The sequence below is a fragment of the Methanolobus sediminis genome (assembly GCF_031312595.1).
GTDB lineage: Archaea > Halobacteriota > Methanosarcinia > Methanosarcinales > Methanosarcinaceae > Methanolobus > Methanolobus sediminis.
The window spans coordinates 257,269-277,241 of sequence record NZ_CP133592.1; the positions used below are offsets into that span (position 1 = coordinate 257,269).

Consider the following 19,973-nt stretch of genomic DNA (forward strand, 5'->3'; position numbering starts at 1 on the left):
GTTTATTCGGTCTGGCTGGCCCCTGGAACATCTTGCCGGGTGTCAGGGGTCATGACAATTTTGTTTTTTTCAAGTTCTATACACAGTGGGGTGCCTGCAACAATTCCAAGAGAAGCTGCAAACTGACTTGGAATTGAAACAAGCAGACTACCACCAATAGGCCGTGTCTTTCTTGTTAGGGGCATACAAACATATATTACAATCAGCATCTATAAATATACCTACCAACATGTTTGTTAGTATGTCGGGGATTATTGATCATTTTACAAAAAGAACCGTTGGAATGCAAATAATTGAACTGCTTAATGACAATGGGCCAATGAGGTTTAGTGATTTCAAAAAGGCGATGGGCAACCCCAGCGATATAATAATTACACGAGAACTAAAAAAACTGTGGCAAATGGAACCCCCGTTAATAAATAAAAGTTCTGACAAGACATATTCTTTAAATGAAAAACATCCAGAGATTGACGACCTATTAAGAGCTTTTAACATAGTCCCTTCAAATAAGGCAATTATTCCCGTTCTCTCCATAACCGACCCAGATAATGATCTTACAATTGGTGTGGCTGTTACCACATCACCTACAAAGTATCTTGATTCTTGTTTGTGCACCATTGCTGCCAGTGATGGTTTTACAGAATTTATGGGGGCAATGTATCATGATTTTGTTCTTGCAAAAGTACATGCCGTTATAATAAACATGATTGAAACCGGAGAATTACAAAAAACAGATGTGTTTACCGATGATGGAACCATAATTGATGATTCCGAAACTGTACAAAACATATGGAATGAGATAGTTACAGATGGCTTGGAAATACACATTGTACCCGACAAAAAGGGTATTTGGAAGAAGGCCCTTAGGCCACACACCGAAAAACAGAAAAAACAGATGGAAGAAATTAATAGACTGTTTGTTAAAAAAAATGAGTAAAGAATTACTCATTGCTTTGTTTAGTCGCACTTAAGGCACTTAATAACAGTTCGGGGTGTTGTTTCAATTTTTCAAGTATAGCATCTATGGTTTGTTCGTTTGTGCTTACTGTATCTGTCGTTAATGGTAAACCACAGAAACCACAGAACATAGCATCTGGTGGTATCATCTTGTGACATCTGGGGCACTCTTCAGCCTTCAAACGTGTATCTCTCTTCTCTATCTCAATTCCATTCTTTGCAAGTACGGCAGCTTCCATATCACGACCTGATAAATGAACATATACGCTTGCCATATTGGAATCTGGAACCCATCCGAGATATTGTTTCATTTGTTGTTCTGTAAAGTCTCTTGCTAGCTCTGTGGCTTGTGCATGTCTAAAAGCATGAGGATTTACAGGTTTCTTGATTCCTGCCCTCCTCCCTGCTGTTTTAAGGACAGAACGGAATGATGAAACGCTTAACTGTGCGTGTGGTGGTCGAAGCTGACACCATAAGAATGCTTCACGGTTATTCCTCTCTGGGTGGGTCGTTAGCCATTGATTTAGGTACATTGAAGAGAAGACAACCAATATCCTGCGTGCTCCAGTCTTCCCCTGTGGAAATTGGATATACATGCCCTTTTCGTGTGGTTCAACGTGTTTTAATTTTAGGCTTAACATTTCACTTAATCGAGCACCTGACTCATATAACAAGGAGATAAGGGCTTTATCCCTAGGATTAAGAGCATTATCAATTAAAGTTGAAATTTCATCCCTTGTAAGAAGATCATCTGGTAGCTTTGTCTGTGACCGTCTATTCCCTGTCTTGATGCTTTTTGCAAGCTCATCCATATTTGCAAACTTCAAAAGCGTCTTAAGTCGGACCTTATAGACCTTTTTAGACGTGGCTGATAAATCAAGTCCTTCAATTGAAATGAGTATCTCTTCTATGTCCTCATAGTTAAGCTCATTAACTGGCTTGATTATGAACTGACCGAATGTGCGTAATGCAGTGACATGGTTTCGGATAGTATAAGGAGATGAACCGGATATTTTGTAAGAATTAATGTAACGAGTGTACAGTTTAACATTGGATTCGGGTGTTGTGCTTGCAATTAAATCTTTAAAAAGTCCATCTGCCGATGCCCTGACTCTTTCTTCCTCGCTATCATACAGCCTTTTTTCTTCATTCGGTTTGGTTTTGTCTGACACAGTTATCACCTACTACAATGTAAAATGTAGTACAATAACCTATCTTATGTCAGCAAATATAGTAACCATGAAATTGGCTTCAAGTCCTGATACATTTTAAATCTTTTCATCAGTAGAATACCAGCTCATTCTTGATTATATTATAGCGGAAAGGATTTTACAAAAAAAGATAATCAGAATGCCATCTTGTAGAAAATAGCATTCTTCGCTTTTGAAATATGGATTCTGATTTTACTATTCCTTACTTGTCAAGTATCACAACATGCAAGGAATTACCGCGCCATATACTGAGAGTGTCGAACTCCCAGTTGCTTGCAAGTCCTCCTGTAGCATTGAATGCCCTGCTACGTCCTTCAAGGTAGAAGCGGTATCCACCTTCATCCACTGTAGATGGAACAGTCACAGTCCAGTCCAGCACTTTATTATTGTCATCAACAGCCTGATGCCAGTAACTATCACTTCCAACAGAACCCGAACAACCTGTGAAACTGATTCCAATATCTCTCAGATGGCTTGCAGCTACATTATACTGTACCTTCAGTTCAATATCGCTACCTGCAGTCCTCTTGATGATTGGACAATGGAGAGGAGCTTCTTCCCAGGCGCCTCCAGCTTCCCTGTATTCCAGTTTAAGGAAATCCACAGGTGAAGGTTTACTGTTATCTATAACTACCTTTACAGTATCCAGAGCAGCAGCTATTGGGTTGTGGGCTGCATCATAGAGTTCCATACGAATCTCATATTTCCCATCAGGATAACGATGAGTTCTCCAGTTTATCAGCGTATGATATGGGAAATAATCATTTGGCGGAGTAAGCACTTCATAGAATCCGTTTGAATCAGGCTTCACATGATGCGAAGCACCTGCACTTATGTTGTAAACATACCATGATTCGGTAAAGTGCGTCTCTGTGCCACCTTCATACTTGTAGAAGACCTTATAATATGATGCCGTTCCATATTCAGGACATCCTACGATACGAATAGTCTTACAGAGTGGGGTTTCAGCATCCGGTCTGACAATATGAGGCAATGGGAATGCTATGAACTGTTTCGGTCTGTTAACTCCCTTCACATAACCTTCGGAATCAAAGTACATCGGATCGATGGCAATGTCATTGAAACCCACAATTCCTGCCTTTGTACATGGCTGATATGACTGACCGCATGGAACACAAATGGCATTAGGCCATGCTTCTATCTGCACATCGGTTGTGGATTCGCTGAGGTTCCAGTTCACATCGAAATAGCCTTCATCATAGATTGTCTCCAGAACTCCATCTCCATCGATATCCTGCTCAACCTTGAATACTATGTCTGGAACATCCAGGAAAAGGTTCCATTCCGGCACAATTTCCGGCCAGCATCGAAGGAGTCTTACCATTGGCTTTGAAATCCTTATCTGAGCCATGGTCGATGCAACATCTTTTTTGTTCTTGCCGAGCATTTCTATCAGAAGGTCATCATCCGGAAGCGATGGTGGAGTGATTGATCCAGGGAACGCAGGTTTGTCAAGGACAGAGGATTTGTCTTGGCTTACAGGTTCGAAAAGTGAATTCTTCCTGAACAGGTTTTCACGAACTGCTTCAAATCTGGATTTGGTGAAGAAATCACTTTTTGTGCTACTGAGATTGATATGGGAACTGAGTTCTTTCTTTATTTCCGCATAAATTGTCTCAATGGCATTCTCATTAGTAGATTTCAGGTTCCTGTATTCTGTTTCTTTTATCACAGGTTCATTTGGAGGCCAGGGCTCCGGTCTGGGCTTGACCCGCATTTCAGGAAGCTTTTCCAGTTCAGGATAATAACGTATATCCGGTTTGACACCAAGATCAATTGCTTCAATTACTGAAGGCCGTCTCAGAATTTCCCACAGGCAGCGGTAGCGCAATCTCCACCTGAGAACCGCATCAATATCAAAATAAGGGATATTCACACAGAAGTAACCACATTCATCGGTTTTTACTGTGGCTATCTCTTCCCTGCGGTGTGGGAAGAAAGGATATATCCATCCCCATGGATGACCTGGATAAGGATACCACCAGAAAAAGTTCAGGTCAACATCATATACATGAACCGTTGCTCCTGGAACAGGACATTGCTCACCTGTGGTAGGATCAGTCTTGAAGACACGACCACAGACCTTGTGTTTAAGCTGCAATAATCCAAGAACACGGTCTACTGGTTTTAAAACAATATCATCTTCTTTCAAAATCCCATTGCGAGAGAGAACAGTTTCTTTGCTAATACTGGCAACCGATGCGTTCTCAGATGATGCAAGCCTTAGTATCTGGGTTCCCTGTTTCATTTCATCAGGAACAATAGCTATTTTTGAGTTTTCGGGCATCTTTGAAGCATCCAGATTTAACGACACATCCACTTTATCTGTTGTGAGCTTCTTCTCTGCCAGTATCTTTACTTCATTCCCATCATCTGTAAACACTACAGCTTTCAGTGGAACAGGCGAATTTTTTACACCTTCGACCTTTGCTGCAATCTTAACCCCTGTTGTTCTTTTGTATCTTGCCATACATATCACCCTATCTATGTGCGAAAACAGGCTCAATGCACAAAATAAAATACAAACTGCTGAGCTGGATATTTAATAAAGGATTCATGATGAGATGGTCTGATTTTTGAACATACAGATCATGATACCTGTAACTACCCGGCAAACCAATATAAGACACTTAGACCTGCTTCCCCACGAAACGGTATCTCTACATATATAAATACAGTTATAGTTGTATTTAAAATATCCGTACAAAAATAATATCAACAGTCCAGTTATTATATGCATTCATTTTTAACTTAATGAACTCTATTATATACCTATAAACTAAAGTAGTGCCAATGACCGGCATTTCTTTTGCAAATGAAGTGATGAGAAAAGGAGTTCACTTTACGTCAATACTCATAGTGCTTGTTTATGCATTTATGGGAAAGCAGGCGTGTCAGGTACTTTTAATAACATATCTTGTGCTGATACTGAGCATCGAACACCTAAGACTTGACAGGGGATTCAAACTCCCTGTTTTGCATGTTGTTTTGCGCCAGAAAGAAAAAGCTGCTATCGGTTCATATGTCTATTTCACGATAGGTGCATTGATTGTAGTTTCTGTTTTCAGCAAAAATATAGCCTTTGCAGCTATTCTTATGACAACATTTGGGGACATGAGTGCCGCACTTATCGGAAAGAGATTTGGAAGGATAAGAATCAGTAATGGTAAAAGTCTTGAGGGTTGCGTAGCTGAATTTGTAGTAGATTTCACAATAGCTGTTCTGTTACTTGAAAATCCTTTTATTTCACTTCTTATGGCATTTACTGCAACCTATGTTGAAACCACATTTGTGAAGATAGACGATAACCTGGTTATCCCCATATTCTCCGCTTCCATTGCAGAACTTGCATTTCTGATATTGCCAATGTTATTATAAAATTGAGATATTGTGTGAACAAAAATGTTCATTAACCGTTGATTTAACATATGGGAAACTCTACAAAAAATACAGATTATGATAGCATATAAATTTGCATATTATTTTTACTCATCAGAATCCTTTAATACTCATGAAATCAATTAATTAGAGTATGACTGAGAACAAGAAAGATGAAAAAGAATTAGCAGAAGAGATGGAAGGAAAGAATTCCTCAAGGCTGTTAGTTGAGAATACATTCTACAAGCAATTTAGTGCTGAAACTCCTTCAACACCAGGTTTTAAAATTGAATTTACACAACACAAATCTGCAGGCTTGCAGAGTGCATCTGATATGTGGATCGATAAAGACCGACTCTTTGAAGGCGTCAGAGATCAGAAAGACATTGACAAACTAAGGAAGATGTCAGGTCTTTAAGTCTATCTTTTAACTTCATTTTTATCTTTTTTAACGACAATCTACTTTACAGATAAAAAATAATTTTAACACCTCTTTCCTTATTTAGATCCAGGCATTATATCAAGCCAGCTTGATTTATAGGCAAGAATATTTTTTGATAAGGTATTTATACAACGCGATAATACCTAATTATATAATCAACTAAATTACTCAAAAGAGGTTAAAAATATGGCACCATGGGAATATGATATCAAGGCTGTTCGCTACGGTGAGTGGGACAGCACTAAGGAAGACCTGAACAAGATTGGCATAGAAGGCTGGGAGCTTATCCGTTTCTCAGATGATATAGATGACAATGGAATGATTAAAGCATTCTTCAAAAGGCCTGTTGACTGCCTTGAAGTCTAATCCTTTTCTTTCTTTTATTTCATAAACTATACTTGTTTTATTGGTTTTAAATAAGAAGCTGATAAGCTAAACATTTGGAACTTTAAAAAATTATTCAATTTATAGTATGCGGAAATATAGATTATACTAAAAAAACAAAATATTTAAATAGAATGAAGACGGTAAAGGGAATCTGTTTACCGGGCATGATAAAATAGGAGCTTTGTAGACAAAAGAAAATAAAACAGGTAGATAGGTAAATATGACTGAAACTGTTACAAATTTGAGCACAATACACATCCCAGAGGGTTACAGCCTCAAGAGGATACAGTTCTATTTCTGGTTAGGACTGTTATCAGCTGTATTCCTGAGATTGATAATAATTGCAGATTATTACAACGGGATATTGTCAAAAGCTCTGTTCTACCTGGGAGTACTGGGATATCTTGTATTCTTCGCACACAGGTATCACGTTGCAACACGCAGGGTTGGAGTTTTGAGAAACCTTGAGTTGCTCAGTAAGATAGAGAGTAGAACTCCTTTGAGTGAAGAGGATTACCGCGGATTGCAATATATAATGTGGAGTCTTTCCGTTTCAAAGGAGAGAATGAATTACCTGGTAATATTTGCCTTCTCGGTAATAGCAATTGTATTATCACTGGCACTTGACCTGGGTATTGTTTGAAGAACAAAAATAAAGAATCAGAAAAATGACCTAATAAAACGAAAAACACCAAAGAAACAGGTGAGATATATGAACCCAACAAAGGAAGAGATCTTTGACAAGGCAAAGCATGCTGTAATGGATCTCGATGAAATTGCCGTCGAAAAGATAGCCCACGAAGCCCTGGAAGCAGGAGTTAGTCCGGTAGAACTGATAGAACTCGGATTTGTGGAAGGCATGAAAGCCGTGGGAGACCTTTTTGAGGAAGGCAAGTCACAACTTGCAGAAATATTTGAAGCATCACACATTGTAGAGTCAGGTATCAACGTACTCAGACCTGCGATCATGGGTTCTAAAAATGATGTATGCCTTTTCGGCAACCTGGTTGTCGGAATGTAATTCCTAATTACACCATTTGTTCTGTCTCTGACAGAACACTACCTCCTTCTTTTTCTCCTCCATTTTTTAAATTACTAATCAAATTACAGGTCATCTGCTATTTGAAAAAAATTAAATATAACTTTTGCAGCAGGCAAAGTTATTTATTCCAATGCGGGTTTTTATACCCTAGTTCGATAATCCTGAAAACATGTATCATAAGTTTACAGATGCAGCGACCTATGATGAATAGGACTCCCACTAAATATACTACTATATCATCCATATCATCCCGGTATAAACACCGGTTTCAACTTTGCAGATAATTGCTTAATTTAATTACATTTGAACAGGTGACATTATGAAATGTGCTGATCTTAAAGATCCTTTTGGATCCAGACAAACTATTAATATAGATAACAAAGAGGTAACATTCTATAGCTTAAAAAAGCTTGAGGAAGCAGGAATTGCCAATATTTCAAAGTTACCTTACTCTATAAGAGTACTGCTTGAAGCTGTTCTGAGAAATGTTGACGGAAAAGTAATCACAGAAGATGATGTCAAGAATCTAGCAAGCTGGAGTCCTGACGGCGTACTTGCAGTTGATATCCCATTCATTCCTTCAAGAGTAATAATGCAGGACTTCACAGGTGTACCTGCAGTAGTAGACATCGCAGCTATCAGATCTGCCATGGAAAGACTGGGAGGCGACCCATCTGCTATTAACCCTGTCATCCCTGCAGACCTTGTTATCGATCACTCCATTCAGGTTGACTATTATGGAACATCATATGCACGTAACTGCAATGAGAAATATGAGTTCCACCGCAACACTGAAAGATACGAGCTGCTTCACTGGGCACAGAACGCTTTTGACAACCTGAAGGTTGTTCCACCTGCAAGTGGTATCATCCACCAGGTCAACCTTGAGTACCTTGCATCTGTCGTTCACATGAAAGAAAAATGTGGCGAACTTGTTGCCTACCCTGATACCCTTGTCGGAACTGACTCCCACACCACCATGATCAATGGACTTGGTGTGCTTGGATGGGGAGTTGGTGGTATTGAGGCTGAAGCTGTAATGCTCGGACAGCCATATTACATGCCAATTCCTGAAGTAGTCGGATTCAAACTCACAGGAGAATTAAGAGAAGGAGTATCATCCACTGACCTTGTACTCACAGTAGTACAGATGCTCAGGAAACATGGCGTTGTCGGAAAGTTTGTGGAATTCTACGGACCAGGATACAAAGCTCTTGAACTCACCGAGAGGGCCGTACTTGCTAACATGGCACCTGAATATGGTGCAACGATGGGATTCTGTCCTGTAGATGAAGTGACACTTGAATACATGACAATGACAGGCAGAACTGCAGAACAGGTCGACCTTGTCAGGAATTACTGTAAAAAGCAGGGCCTTTTCCTTGAAAATGACGCACCTGAGCCGGAATTCACATCAACACTGGAACTTGACATCAGCACAGTAGAACCATCCCTTGCAGGACCAAAGCGACCACAGGACCGCATACCAATTCCTGAAATGTCAAGAGCATTCCACCAGACTATGAAGGAAGTATTCGCTGCAAAGAGTGGAAAAATAGCATGCGAAACTGATGCAGACTACGGACGCTGGCTCAGTGAAGGTGGTTACAGTGTTTCAGAGATCACACATCCACACCACACCGGAATTACAAAAATAAAATGTGCAGATGACGTTGTTGCTGTAACACACGGCTCAGTTGTCATTGCATCCATCACATCATGTACTAACACATCCAGCCCTGCACTCATGATCGGAGCAGGACTGCTTGCCAAGAAAGCTGTTGAAAAGGGACTTAAGGTCAAACCATTTGTCAAGACAAGCCTTGCACCAGGTTCCCGCGTAGTTACTGACTACCTTGAGGAAGCAGGTCTTATGCCATACCTCGATGCACTGGGATTCCACCTTGTAGGGTACGGATGTCTCACATGTATCGGCAACAGCGGCCCCTTAAGAGAAGCTGTTTCAAACGAAATAGAGAACAAAGACCTCACTGTTGCAGCAGTTCTCAGCGGTAACAGGAACTTTGAAGGCAGGATCAACTCACAGGTAAAAGCAAACTATCTTGCATCCCCAATGCTTGTTGTAGCATACGCACTTGCAGGAACAGTTGACATTGACCTCACAAAGGAGCCAATTGCCTGTGACCCTAACGGACAGCCAGTTTACCTGAAGGACATCTGGCCAGGTAAGGAAGAGCTTAATGAATGCATCCGTGGTGCTGTTACACCTGAGATGTTCAAAGCACAATACTCCAATGTTTACAATGGAACTGAACTCTGGAGGGAACTTGATGCTCCTGAAGGTCTGCTTTATGACTGGGATGCGGATTCCACTTACATACAGGAACCACCATTCTTCAAGGATTTCCCACTTGATGTGGACGGCCTTGCCGACATCAAAGGAGCAAAAGCACTTGCACTCCTTGGAGACAGTATCACTACCGACCACATATCACCGGCAGGATCAATTCCTTCAAGCTATCCTGCAGGAGAGTACCTTATTGCAAAGGGCGTTGATGAGAAGAACTTCAACTCATATGGTTCAAGGCGTGGAAACCACGAAGTAATGATGAGGGGAACATTTGGAAATGTACGCCTCAAGAATAAGCTTGCTGGTAAGGAAGGTTCATGGACAGTTTACCTCCCTGAAGACAAGGAAATGCCAATCTATGACGCTGCAATGAAGTACATTGACCAGAAGATCCCACTGGTAATTGTAGCAGGAAAGGAATACGGTACCGGAAGTTCACGTGACTGGGCAGCAAAGGGAACACAGCTTCTTGGAATTAAAGCTGTTATTGCAGAATCCTTTGAGAGGATCCACCGCAGCAACCTTGTAGGTATGGGTGTATTGCCACTTCAGTTTAAGAGTGGAGAATCTGCAGAAACACTCGGACTTACCGGAAAAGAGACATATGACATAACCGGAATTGAAGCACTCAAGCCATTCGGAGAACTTACTGTTATAGCAAAGTCCGATGATGGTGGAGAAAAGACCTTCAATGTGGATGTCCGTCTTAACTCCGAAATTGAGATCGAATACTATATGAATGGAGGAATTCTGCATAAGTTCCTCAGAGACAGAGTAAAGGGTGAATGAAAATTCACTCCCCAACCTCGTTTTGATTTTTTTGTTTGATTTTACAAATGAATATTATAATTCATATTGAATTCAAGCAAACTTTAATATATGGACAATTGAAAGGTATTAGTACATATTTTCTCATTGAACATATTCTATCAAAACGTACATTAGACCTATCGGGGATTTTTTAAATGAAAGAGATGAAAAAAGGCCTGGAAGGCGTAGTAGCTTTGGATACCAAAATTTCCTATATTGATGGTATCCAGGGAATCCTGAAGTATAGGGGTGTCAATATAGAAGATCTGGCTGATCTCTCTTATGATGCTGTTTCCTATCTGCTCATCACTGGAAAGATGCCCGATGAAGCAGAATTATCTGAATATTCCCGGATGCTTGTAGAGAATCGTCACATAAATGGAAAGCTTATCGAAGTGCTTAAGGATTTTGATTTTGGCGTAGAAGCACTGGATGGCCTGCGAACCGCTATATCCTGTACAGCACATTTTGATGAAAAGAACAATCACCATACTCCTGAAGCAAACAGGAATAAAGCCATAAGACTTGTTGCTAAATTCCCGACAATTGTTGCAGCACTGCACAGGGCAAGTTTTGGCGATAAACCTATCGAACCCATGAACAACTTATCCCATGGAGCAAACTTCCTGTACATGCTAAGTGGAAAGATTCCTACAGAACTTGAAGCTGAAGCAATGGAAAAGGACCTCATACTCAGTGCAGAGCATGAACTTAACCCTTCTACATTCTCATTAAGAATAGCTGCATCAACAATATCTGACATGTATTCCGCCGTCATATGCGGTCTTTGCACACTGAAAGGACCACTCCATGGCGGTGCCAGAAAAGGTGTAATGGATATGCTTGATGAAATAGGTAGCATCGACAATGCAAGAGATTATGCACTTGGAAAACTTGAACGCAAGGAAAAGATCATGGGATTTGGCCACCGTGTATACAAAACACTTGACCCAAGGGCAAGGATATACAAGGATGTTGCCAAAAGACTTGCAGAAGAGAATGGCGATACTTCATGGTTTGACATGGCAGAAGAACTTGAACATATCCTCTACCACGAATTCATAGAGATAAGAGGAAAACCAATTTATCCAAATGTGGATTTCTATTCCGCAGTGGTATACAAATACCTTGACATTCCTGCTGAACTGGCAACTTCCATCTTTGCAATGGGAAGGGTTTCAGGCTGGATAGCGCACTGCATGGAACAATACTCTGACAACAGAGTTATCAGGCCGAGGGCACACACTGTGTGAGCCCCTGTCTGTTTCTTTTTTCACATTCATTTTTAAGACTTGCATTCATTTTCTCAAACCCTGCACGGGTTTTCTCACCTACTACATATAGTATGAGAGGAGCAAGTATACCTTTGAACCTTTCACATTGAATTAGCCTTGTACGACCGTTTTCAAGTTCTTCAAGCCTGAAAGCATGTTCTCCGTCAAAGATTCCTTTTACCCAGAGGTTTCCTTTCCATCTGAATTCATTTACAGGTTCTATTTTTGTAAGAACAGGAGTTATGTCAACTCCTTTTGTCCCGGGAGGGTGGAGGTGAACATCAAGTTTAGAACCAATCTCAAGTTTACCTTTTATTTTTGTGATAAAAGGATTCCATGTTTCAAAATTATCAAAATCTGTCAGGAGGTCCCAGACCTCATTGATAGGAGTTTCAATTACTATATCAGTACATATCTTATGCATTGTGAGGATAACCTCCGGAAAAAAGGACAAAATAAAAAGAAAATAATAGATTGTTCACACTAATTACCTACTTTATTCCTTTGCTGTTTTGGCGCTAATCAAATATATATTTTTAGATGATATAAAATGAGAATACATAAATTACAATATCACCTACGTAATAAAAAGGAGCAAGTACGAAATTTAGTCATAAACATGTAATAGTCGCCTATGTTCGCTAATAGTGTACATGATTTAAAAACCTTGCTATATTTCTCAGTATAGGCTATGTCATAGGATTGATTTATTGTATGGGTCTGGCAGATCTATGATGCATACAACAACTAAGTTCTACACTAAAACACCTTCTACTTTTTTAAGTAATAGATACCATTTATTATAGATAGTGGAAAGAAATGCGGGATAAAAAATATTCAATGATTCTGGTTTTTTTCATTTTCATAGCAATTGCAATCTCAATGATAGCCATAATGACAGAGAATGTCTATGAACCCGAAATAGAAATGATAAACATAGACAACATCGAAAAAAGCACATCAGGAATCACAGATGTGTGGCCATTTAAAACAATGATCATAACTCTTGACCCGGATGAATTCAATGATACCGCAAATGAAGGAATTATTAAGTTATCACTGCCAGATAATGAACTTGAACTGCATTTAGCAGAACAGAGTATCACTGAAGAACAACGAAAGATCAAAATTATTAACGAATCCGGAATCTTTATACTTGGCGGACCGGAGTTCCATACATACAAAGGAAAAGTTGCAGGATATGAGAACAGCACCGTATCACTCACTATTCATAGAAATATCCTTTTCGGGACCATTGATATCGAAGAGAATCCTTATCACATAGAAGTGACAAGAAAATCAATAGAAGGAAAAATGATACTGGCTCTTTATAGACAGGCTGATGTGATTGAACAGAATATAAAGCCAGCAACACTTTGAAAATAGATAGTTGTGCACTAAAAAAGGATATCAGAATATCTCACTGATTCCGGTAACCTTTTCTCCCTTGGCACCTTGAACTGTAACTTCAAAATTCTTGAACTTCGGAACTCCGGTGCCTCCGGTTTCATCAGGTACAAGAGAATTTGACCATGGACTGTTGACCATGTAAGCAATCCCTGTGTGTGACTCTTCATAATCAGACTTCAGAGCTGTGACAACAACTCTTCCCGAGCTGTTCTTAATAATAACAGTATCCCCATCTTTGATAGCAAGTTTTGCAATGTCCTTAGGATCCAGTTTAATAACAGCTGAAGACTTCTCGTATTCCTCTCCAAAACGGGATGTTTCCTGTGCAGTATTCTGGAACACATCTCTATACGTAACGACCTTCAGTTTTATTTCTGGTGCAGCAAGGAATTGTCCGAATCCCATCAGATCGCCTCCGTGATTTTCCTGAGAATCTCAGCATCCGTGAGATTTTCAGTATCAAGTATCTTTTTAAGCTCGACCTCAACACCATCCATACGAACTGCAGTTCCACCTGACTGTACACCTCCAAAAGCACAAGGAATCGTTACTTTTGCCTTTGAAGATGTGAGATTCCTGCATGGATCAATTGCAATCATCGGAATCTCTGCAAGATATCGTGAAACCGACAATGGAAGACTTGATAGTGGATCTGAGCCTAAGATAAGTGCAGCATCAACGGTTTTATTCCTGAGAGTTTCAACAACGGAAAACTCTGATCCATGTTCTGCTTCACCTGCTTCTGAACTGAATTTTGTACGATTGATAAATCCTGTCTCCTCGTAAAGATTCTGGTTAAAACCTCTCATATTATACTGACCAACCATTGGCATGAGATTGAAATTTGAAACTTCGTTGAGTTTATCCATTAATCTGAAAAGAGGTTCAAGATCTTCCAGTGAATATATGAGTCCAAGTCCGACACAAATCACACCAAACTTTGCCTTTTTCAGCACATTAGCAAGTTCAAGTATTCTCTTTGCATCAAATCCGAAAGATGTCTTTGGGACCTTACTGGATAGAGCACTTACAAGTGCATCCATAAACTCTGCATCACCACCCATCGGTATCTGGTAGAAACGGTTATCACCACAGATTACTGCAGTCTCGGATTTCCTGACATCAACACAAATAGCGGTCCTGTCCTCTTCCCATCCCCTCTGGCGTTCCTTACCTCTTGGGAAATATGAATATCGCGAAAGGTGACGAGGATGCGAATTTGAAGGATCTGCACCCCAGAATATGATTACATCAGCTTTGTGTCTGATATCATCCAGTGTGCATGTTTTGAGTTTTTCCTGAAGTATTGCCTCTATTATCGGGCCCTGGCAAAAAGATGAAGTATCATCAAGATATGCACCGATCTTTTTTGCAAGACCGATGGACAGTTTCTGAGCTTCTGAACTTGAGTTTCCATGACCGAAGATCAAAGGATTCTCTGCTTTCCCAAGAATCTCAGCGGCTTTTGCAATTGCAGAATCCACATCGGCTTTTTCACCATCCACAGTGCATTCCAGAGGGTCACTGCAACCTTTCATGCGTGCAACGCCTTTACGACATGCAGCATGAACAGTTTTCATTTTGCCATTTTCTGTTTCAACTTCTATGTCATCACAGAGAAGCGCACAGCCTGTACAAACATAATATTCACTCAAATCATCACCACATTTAAAAAGAAGAATAAGAGCTCATACGAACTCAATGGCCTTAGTAGGACATGTATCTATGCAGGCAACACAGAGAATCCTGTTCTCACCAAAACGACGACACTCCTGGACATTGCGGGCTTTAACAATACCATCTTCAACCTTGAAGATTACTTTATCAGATGTCGGTGCTTTTCCACTGCCAGCTCCCAGCGGGTCGTTGGCTACATTCACAGGACATGCAACAACACAGTTTCCGCATCCTATGCATTTGTCCTCATGAACGATAAGACCTGTATCGGTTACACCACTTACAGGAGCAATCATCTCTGAAAGCTTATCGTAACCTGCCTTGTACTTAGCATCATTTGCAAGAGGAGGACAATCATCTACACTGACCTTGCGTGCCAGCAGATCCACCGCAAATGCCATGCATGTACTTTTTCCACATTCCTTACAATTCGTTTTTGGAAGCAGCTGGTATATTTCCATTACATTTGCCATCATTATCACCCATCGACTATGCTAAGCTGATTACAATTGATTCGTTTTTGTTTAGTTTTAGTTGATTTTTGTTATTTGTAGAAGATTCAGACTTTGAAAAACAATGAACAGTGACAGTTTCCATCGTTCTCTATCTCATCCTCATGGTAAACACATGGACAAATGATCTTGCGGTCTTCTTCTTCATCCCCTGTTCTCAACCTGCATGGACAATACTGTTTCCCATGTGCGTGTTTATTTTTGGAAAGACCTTCAATGACCATCATAAGCATTTCTTCGTCAGGATTGAGAATAAAACCTTTTTTCTTTGCGTATTTTGCTGCCCATTCGTGAGTCTTTTCCATTATTGGTGCAAGGTCTGTCATAGATAATCTCCGATAGAATGAATTATAGTATGATTGGTATATTCAGGATATCATTATTTAACGCCTTCGACTAAATGCAACCTTTAGTTGTCTGAATTAAATTATATTATTAAACTACTTTTTTATAAATGAAAGTATAAATATAATGTAAGATAGACTTTATTTTGCACAGTGGGGGAAGAGAATATATCTAACTGTGCCTCCTATAGCCTGATAAAGTTCTCCAAGCAACCACCTTCCATGGACCTTGTCAGGCTATCTAATAATAGACTGTTTTACCTGTTAGAAGAAACAAATCCTAACTTATTAAGTTAGAACAAAGAACTGAAAATAGTAGTTATATAAAAACAAAAAAAGAAATGAATCCCGGAAAATCATAAATTTCCCGGTTTACATCATTTTTGTCTGTTCGGTCTGGCGTGGTACTTTTACCACAAGGAAACGGAACAGACTGTCGCTTTCATTCATGAGCCTGTGAGGGATCTTTGCAGGGCTGTCCACCAGCATATCCTTTGTGATAGTCTGTTGCTCATCACCGATCTCAACAATACCCTCGCCTTCAAGAACATAAAAGAAGACATCTACAGGTGTTGAATGCTTTTTAAGAGCTTCACCTGGTTTAAGCTGCATGTGCATAACCTGGGCGTGTTCGGTATCATAGAGCTTGTGAACTGTGACTCCGTGAGGATTATCTTTTTTCTCTGCATTATTGTAGCTTGTTATTTTCATATATACACTTCCTTAAATAAATAAAAATAAGGGTTTTAATATGGTTTTAATGTAAAAGTTCCTGAGAACTGCTATGAAATATTTAAATGAGGGTCTTGAGATCCTCATCTACTGTGGTGTTTGGCATGATGTTGAAGTTCTCAACAAGCACATTCAGGACATTTGGTGAGACAAATGCCGGGAGTTTCGGACCAAGCATGATGTTCTTAACACCAAGGCTCAGCAGTGCAAGCAGAACAAGGCATGCTTTCTGCTCATACCAGGCAATATTGTATGCTACCGGCAGATCGTTGATATCCTCAACACCAAATGCTTTGGCAAGAGCCTGTGCAATAACGACAAGTGAATATGAATCATTACACTGACCTGCATCAATAACCCTTGGAATTCCACCGATATCCCCCAGATCAAGTTTATTGTAGCGGTATTTTGCACATCCTGCTGTAAGGATCACGGTGTCATCAGGCAGAGCTTCTGCAAAGTCTGTGTAGTAGCTTCTCTCCTTGTGTCTTCCGTCACAACCTGCCATTACAACAAACTTCTTGATCTGTCCACCTTTTACAGCCTCAATTATCTTGTCGGCAACAGAAAGTGCTGATACGTGACCAAAGCCGCCCATGATAGTACCTTCTTCAAGCTGCTGCGGTGGCTGGCATGTCTTTGCCTGTTCAATGATAGCAGAGAAATCCTTACCTCCATCCTCACCAGCGTTAATATGAGTGACACCGTCAAAGCCAACAATTCCGGTGGTATATATCCTGTCGATATATGTGTCCTTAGGAGGCACGATACAGTTGGTTGTCATAAATATAGGACCGTTGAACTTTTCGAACTCTTCCTTTTGTCTCCACCATGAACCACCGTAATTTCCTACGAAGTTATCATATTTCTTGAAAGCTGGATAGGAGTTTGCAGGAAGCATTTCACCGTGAGTGTAAACATCAACACCTGTACCTTTTGTCTGCTCAAGGAGTTGTTCCAGATCGTGCAGATCGTGGCCACTTATAAGAATTCCAGGATTGCTACCTACACCAATGTTAACTGCTGTTGGTTCTGGGTTTCCATAGGTTGTGGTGTTTGCCTTGTCAAGCAGGGCAAGCGTTGTAACACCAACTGAACCACATTCAAGTACCATTGGAACGAGTTCATCAACACCCAGGTGGTCATCCATTGTAGCAAGGAGTGCTTTTTCAATAAATGCCATTATGTTGTCATCCTTGTATCCAAGGACATTTGCATGGTGAGCATAAGCAGCCATTCCTTTGAGACCATACATCAGAAGTTCCCTGAGGGAGCGAATATCCTCATTTTCTGTGGCAAGAATTCCAGTGTTGATATTAGCAAGTGTAGCAGGAGTGACCTTTGCCATTACAGGCAGATCCTCACCAGCATTTGGAGCAGCACCCAGAAGTTTCTCCTTTATCCACTGTGGGAAAGATGAAACTGACTTTTCTGTAATGACTTTTTCATCAAGTAGCCTCTTTTTGATACCATCCTTGATCTCAAAGCCTTCGTTGATAAGCCTTTTAATGTCATCCTCACTGAAATTAGTATTAGTTATAGTTGCAAACAATCCGTCAAGAATGAACTCATCGGTCTTTGCATCATTGAGGCTGTTTGCCCTTGCTTTAGAGTTATAGAATGCTATACTTTTCAGGACATAAATCAGATTATCCTGAAGGTCAGCAACTTCTCCTTTTTTTCCACATACACCGTTCTTTGTACAGCCAGTACCATTCATAGTTTCTTCACATTGATAGCAGAACATTTTATTCACCATGCTTCCTATATAGGTATCTTTTCGATACCAGTATATTGTGGATACTTGCATATAAGAAGGACAGTTTCCAATTGGATACTGCATACGAAATACTCTCATAAACCTAGTGAGGCAAAACATTGTAACTAGTAAAAATTGCGTTCCAGACCCAGATGTCACTCTTCATTCCCATACATATACCCATATGAAGTTGGAGCTTGAGCTTTATAAATTTATCTTGTATAAAACAGGCGTATGCAAAATACGAGATAATAAGAATATCCAACCTGCGAACCCAGTTTTTCACCGTATCCTTTCAAACAGCGGCAACTCATCAGGATGATAACCTTCCCTTAAAAAGTAGTTCTTAAACTTACCACTTGTTTCCACTTCAAGGCAATCTATATCCTCAAGTGTCCTGATATGCGAACTCACTGCACCCTTGGAAAGACCGAGTTTTTCGCAAAGCTCCATATTGGTAATTCCAGGTTGCTCATATATCATGCGGCATACTTTCTTGCATGTTGAACCTGGCAAATGTGGTTCGATACGTCTGTGGTTCTTGTTCCACAGGGCACTTTCATTCCTGAACAGGCTCACATAGTTCCCGTTCCTGAACATAAGGATCTTGCCTGCATCCTTGAGATTGCTCACATGATACCGTACAGTCCCACGCTTGATGCCAAGATCACTCTCTATTATATTTACTGTACTACCGGGATTATCCTCAATGAACTGGAGTATCTTCTGACGATTCTCATTATTGGGGTCTTTTTTAGCCCACGCTGTAAGAAGAGCGATGAGTTTCCAACCGAGGCCGAGGATGATAGCTCCGACTGCTATGATTTTAAAATATAATGGAAGATCCCAGAAATGATATGTCCCTTGGAAACCAGTTGTATCTTTCTGTGAATCAAATGTTGAACCATGTGGTTGAACATAAGGTTCCCCGGCAGAAGGTACAACTACAACCAAAAAAAGAATAAGAAATATGTATGATAATTTATACATACATAATCTATGTACTTTAAATAGAATAATCTTCTGTCCCACTAACGGAATAACCATATACACGACAAGTCCAAGTTCCCTGTTCAATTCCAGAATTATCAACTACATCTATATTGATGCGTCCATCTCTTTTTCCATCTGCAGAGTCATAATAATAACCAATTAAATTGTAACTTGGATCGTATATGTAAAGTTTCAATGAATCTGTCTTATCACCCCAATTCAAGTCAACATTGAAACTTTGAACACTACTAGTAATTGGTTTGTAGTGCCAATTTGTCTGGCCCTGAGTAATTGTGTAGCTTACGGATAATATGCCAATACCACTATCAGACCCGGATGATACTGCATCTATTGCTGTTTCGGATGAGCTTGCACTTGCGACGGAAACGCAGAGCAAGAATACTAGAAATGCTATTGCTATTCTTTTCATGTTTGTACTCCTACTAGCTTTCACTAGTTATTCAAAAAGATGAAAAATAGTACTATATAACTTTTCTAGCCATGGTTTAAACTAAAAAAAAGTAACTTTAAGAAGGAAGTTTATTGCGGAGTAGTAGTTGTTAGGTGGAATGAGAGAGTGAGAGGACATAAAAATGTCCTCCGCACATCCCTCAATTTCCGTGCAGGTTTGTGCTGGTTGGGTACAAACAATTCAAAGAAGTCATAATTATAATAAAACCATTATGGCCATCGTTTAAACTGAAAAATTTTGA

The 19,973-nt window shown here is 40.0% G+C and carries 21 protein-coding genes; 9 read left to right on the top strand and 12 right to left on the bottom strand.

Translation table 11 applies throughout. The annotated features are described in order from the left end of the window. Positions 1-2 precede the first annotated feature (2 nt). A complete protein-coding gene (locus RE474_RS01275) occupies positions 3-185 on the bottom strand; it encodes an AbrB/MazE/SpoVT family DNA-binding domain-containing protein (protein ID WP_309311184.1) in 183 nt (60 codons plus the stop codon). Positions 186-241: 56 nt separating this feature from the next. Between RE474_RS01275 and RE474_RS01280 the strand changes: the two genes are divergently transcribed. After that, positions 242-937: a hypothetical protein gene (locus RE474_RS01280; RefSeq protein WP_309311185.1), complete on the top strand. Its 696-nt coding sequence runs from the start codon at positions 242-244 to the stop codon at positions 935-937. Between the two features lie 4 nt (positions 938-941). Here RE474_RS01280 and RE474_RS01285 read toward each other — a convergent pair whose 3' ends face one another. Both RE474_RS01285 and RE474_RS01290 read right to left on the bottom strand, forming a co-directional pair. Continuing rightward, positions 942-2,129, bottom strand: a complete 1,188-nt coding sequence (locus tag RE474_RS01285) for a site-specific integrase (protein WP_309311186.1) — start codon at positions 2,127-2,129, stop codon at positions 942-944. 241 nt (positions 2,130-2,370) lie between these two features. Next, the gene (locus RE474_RS01290) at positions 2,371-4,659 is read right to left on the bottom strand and encodes a hypothetical protein (RefSeq protein WP_309311187.1); all 2,289 of its coding nucleotides are present in this window, start codon (positions 4,657-4,659) and stop codon (positions 2,371-2,373) included. 323 nt (positions 4,660-4,982) lie between these two features. Here RE474_RS01290 and RE474_RS01295 point away from each other — a divergent pair, with 323 nt between their 5' ends. The 7 genes from RE474_RS01295 (at position 4,983) to RE474_RS01325 (ending at position 11,812) form a co-directional block, all read left to right on the top strand. Continuing rightward, positions 4,983-5,567 carry a diacylglycerol/polyprenol kinase family protein gene (locus RE474_RS01295; protein WP_309311188.1) on the top strand — a complete coding sequence of 195 codons (585 nt, stop codon included), beginning with the start codon at positions 4,983-4,985 and terminating at the stop codon, positions 5,565-5,567. A gap of 154 nt (positions 5,568-5,721) precedes the next feature. After that, positions 5,722-5,985, top strand: coding sequence for a hypothetical protein (locus tag RE474_RS01300; RefSeq protein WP_309311189.1), 264 nt, complete (start codon positions 5,722-5,724; stop codon positions 5,983-5,985). A gap of 210 nt (positions 5,986-6,195) precedes the next feature. After that, positions 6,196-6,375, top strand: coding sequence for a Sp36 family protein (sp36, locus tag RE474_RS01305; protein WP_309311190.1), 180 nt, complete (start codon positions 6,196-6,198; stop codon positions 6,373-6,375). A 241-nt stretch (positions 6,376-6,616) separates the two neighbouring features. Continuing rightward, positions 6,617-7,039, top strand: a complete 423-nt coding sequence (locus RE474_RS01310) for a hypothetical protein (protein WP_309311191.1) — start codon at positions 6,617-6,619, stop codon at positions 7,037-7,039. Positions 7,040-7,108: 69 nt separating this feature from the next. Next, on the top strand, positions 7,109-7,417 hold the full coding sequence (locus RE474_RS01315) for a cobalamin B12-binding domain-containing protein (RefSeq protein WP_309311192.1): 309 nt from the start codon (positions 7,109-7,111) through the stop codon (positions 7,415-7,417). Positions 7,418-7,757: 340 nt separating this feature from the next. Beyond that, on the top strand, positions 7,758-10,538 hold the full coding sequence (gene acnA / locus RE474_RS01320; RefSeq protein ID WP_309311193.1) for an aconitate hydratase AcnA: 2,781 nt from the start codon (positions 7,758-7,760) through the stop codon (positions 10,536-10,538). 176 nt (positions 10,539-10,714) lie between these two features. After that, complete coding sequence (locus RE474_RS01325; protein WP_309311194.1) at positions 10,715-11,812, top strand: citrate/2-methylcitrate synthase; 1,098 nt, start codon at positions 10,715-10,717, stop codon at positions 11,810-11,812. On the opposite strand, the gene RE474_RS01330 is transcribed toward RE474_RS01325, so the two are convergent. Next, positions 11,787-12,257 carry an SRPBCC family protein gene (locus tag RE474_RS01330; RefSeq protein ID WP_309311195.1) on the bottom strand — a complete coding sequence of 157 codons (471 nt, stop codon included), beginning with the start codon at positions 12,255-12,257 and terminating at the stop codon, positions 11,787-11,789. The two genes, RE474_RS01325 and RE474_RS01330, sit on opposite strands and share 26 nt — an antisense overlap. 395 nt (positions 12,258-12,652) lie before the next feature. Between RE474_RS01330 and RE474_RS01335 the strand changes: the two genes are divergently transcribed. Next, on the top strand, positions 12,653-13,213 hold the full coding sequence (locus RE474_RS01335; protein ID WP_309311196.1) for a hypothetical protein: 561 nt from the start codon (positions 12,653-12,655) through the stop codon (positions 13,211-13,213). A gap of 30 nt (positions 13,214-13,243) precedes the next feature. Here RE474_RS01335 and RE474_RS01340 read toward each other — a convergent pair whose 3' ends face one another. From RE474_RS01340 to RE474_RS01375, 8 genes are all read right to left on the bottom strand, one after another. Continuing rightward, on the bottom strand, positions 13,244-13,648 hold the full coding sequence (locus RE474_RS01340) for a molybdopterin dinucleotide binding domain-containing protein (RefSeq protein WP_309311197.1): 405 nt from the start codon (positions 13,646-13,648) through the stop codon (positions 13,244-13,246). Continuing rightward, positions 13,648-14,898, bottom strand: a complete 1,251-nt coding sequence (locus tag RE474_RS01345) for a formylmethanofuran dehydrogenase subunit B (protein WP_309311198.1) — start codon at positions 14,896-14,898, stop codon at positions 13,648-13,650. Before RE474_RS01345 ends, RE474_RS01340 begins: the two co-directional genes overlap by 1 nt. A gap of 33 nt (positions 14,899-14,931) precedes the next feature. Further along, positions 14,932-15,393 carry a (Fe-S)-binding protein gene (locus RE474_RS01350; protein ID WP_309312267.1) on the bottom strand — a complete coding sequence of 154 codons (462 nt, stop codon included), beginning with the start codon at positions 15,391-15,393 and terminating at the stop codon, positions 14,932-14,934. 86 nt (positions 15,394-15,479) lie between these two features. After that, the gene (locus RE474_RS01355) at positions 15,480-15,758 is read right to left on the bottom strand and encodes a ferredoxin-thioredoxin reductase catalytic domain-containing protein (RefSeq protein WP_309311199.1); all 279 of its coding nucleotides are present in this window, start codon (positions 15,756-15,758) and stop codon (positions 15,480-15,482) included. Positions 15,759-16,148: 390 nt separating this feature from the next. Beyond that, a complete protein-coding gene (locus RE474_RS01360; protein WP_309311200.1) occupies positions 16,149-16,487 on the bottom strand; it encodes a cupin domain-containing protein in 339 nt (112 codons plus the stop codon). Positions 16,488-16,569: 82 nt separating this feature from the next. Further along, positions 16,570-18,255 carry a hydroxylamine reductase gene (hcp, locus tag RE474_RS01365; protein WP_309311201.1) on the bottom strand — a complete coding sequence of 562 codons (1,686 nt, stop codon included), beginning with the start codon at positions 18,253-18,255 and terminating at the stop codon, positions 16,570-16,572. Between the two features lie 294 nt (positions 18,256-18,549). Next, on the bottom strand, positions 18,550-19,221 hold the full coding sequence (locus RE474_RS01370; RefSeq protein WP_309311202.1) for a winged helix-turn-helix transcriptional regulator: 672 nt from the start codon (positions 19,219-19,221) through the stop codon (positions 18,550-18,552). A gap of 52 nt (positions 19,222-19,273) precedes the next feature. Next, positions 19,274-19,690, bottom strand: a complete 417-nt coding sequence (locus tag RE474_RS01375) for a peptidase domain-containing protein (RefSeq protein ID WP_309311203.1) — start codon at positions 19,688-19,690, stop codon at positions 19,274-19,276. Positions 19,691-19,973 lie beyond the last annotated feature (283 nt).

Bases quoted from the DNA above. Each gene is read 5' to 3' on its own strand.
- RE474_RS01275 (WP_309311184.1), bottom strand. From the start codon at position 185: ATGCCCCTAACAAGAAAGACACGGCCTATTGGTGGTAGTCTGCTTGTT.
- RE474_RS01280 (WP_309311185.1), top strand. From the start codon at position 242: ATGTCGGGGATTATTGATCATTTTACAAAAAGAACCGTTGGAATGCAA.
- RE474_RS01290 (WP_309311187.1), bottom strand. From the start codon at position 4,659: ATGGCAAGATACAAAAGAACAACAGGGGTTAAGATTGCAGCAAAGGTC.
- RE474_RS01295 (WP_309311188.1), top strand. From the start codon at position 4,983: ATGACCGGCATTTCTTTTGCAAATGAAGTGATGAGAAAAGGAGTTCAC.
- RE474_RS01300 (WP_309311189.1), top strand. From the start codon at position 5,722: ATGACTGAGAACAAGAAAGATGAAAAAGAATTAGCAGAAGAGATGGAA.
- sp36 (WP_309311190.1), top strand. From the start codon at position 6,196: ATGGCACCATGGGAATATGATATCAAGGCTGTTCGCTACGGTGAGTGG.
- RE474_RS01310 (WP_309311191.1), top strand. From the start codon at position 6,617: ATGACTGAAACTGTTACAAATTTGAGCACAATACACATCCCAGAGGGT.
- RE474_RS01315 (WP_309311192.1), top strand. From the start codon at position 7,109: ATGAACCCAACAAAGGAAGAGATCTTTGACAAGGCAAAGCATGCTGTA.
- acnA (WP_309311193.1), top strand. From the start codon at position 7,758: ATGAAATGTGCTGATCTTAAAGATCCTTTTGGATCCAGACAAACTATT.
- RE474_RS01325 (WP_309311194.1), top strand. From the start codon at position 10,715: ATGAAAGAGATGAAAAAAGGCCTGGAAGGCGTAGTAGCTTTGGATACC.
- RE474_RS01330 (WP_309311195.1), bottom strand. From the start codon at position 12,257: ATGCATAAGATATGTACTGATATAGTAATTGAAACTCCTATCAATGAG.
- RE474_RS01335 (WP_309311196.1), top strand. From the start codon at position 12,653: ATGCGGGATAAAAAATATTCAATGATTCTGGTTTTTTTCATTTTCATA.
- RE474_RS01340 (WP_309311197.1), bottom strand. From the start codon at position 13,648: ATGGGATTCGGACAATTCCTTGCTGCACCAGAAATAAAACTGAAGGTC.
- RE474_RS01350 (WP_309312267.1), bottom strand. From the start codon at position 15,393: ATGGCAAATGTAATGGAAATATACCAGCTGCTTCCAAAAACGAATTGT.
- RE474_RS01355 (WP_309311199.1), bottom strand. From the start codon at position 15,758: ATGACAGACCTTGCACCAATAATGGAAAAGACTCACGAATGGGCAGCA.
- RE474_RS01360 (WP_309311200.1), bottom strand. From the start codon at position 16,487: ATGAAAATAACAAGCTACAATAATGCAGAGAAAAAAGATAATCCTCAC.
- hcp (WP_309311201.1), bottom strand. From the start codon at position 18,255: ATGTTCTGCTATCAATGTGAAGAAACTATGAATGGTACTGGCTGTACA.
- RE474_RS01375 (WP_309311203.1), bottom strand. From the start codon at position 19,690: ATGAAAAGAATAGCAATAGCATTTCTAGTATTCTTGCTCTGCGTTTCC.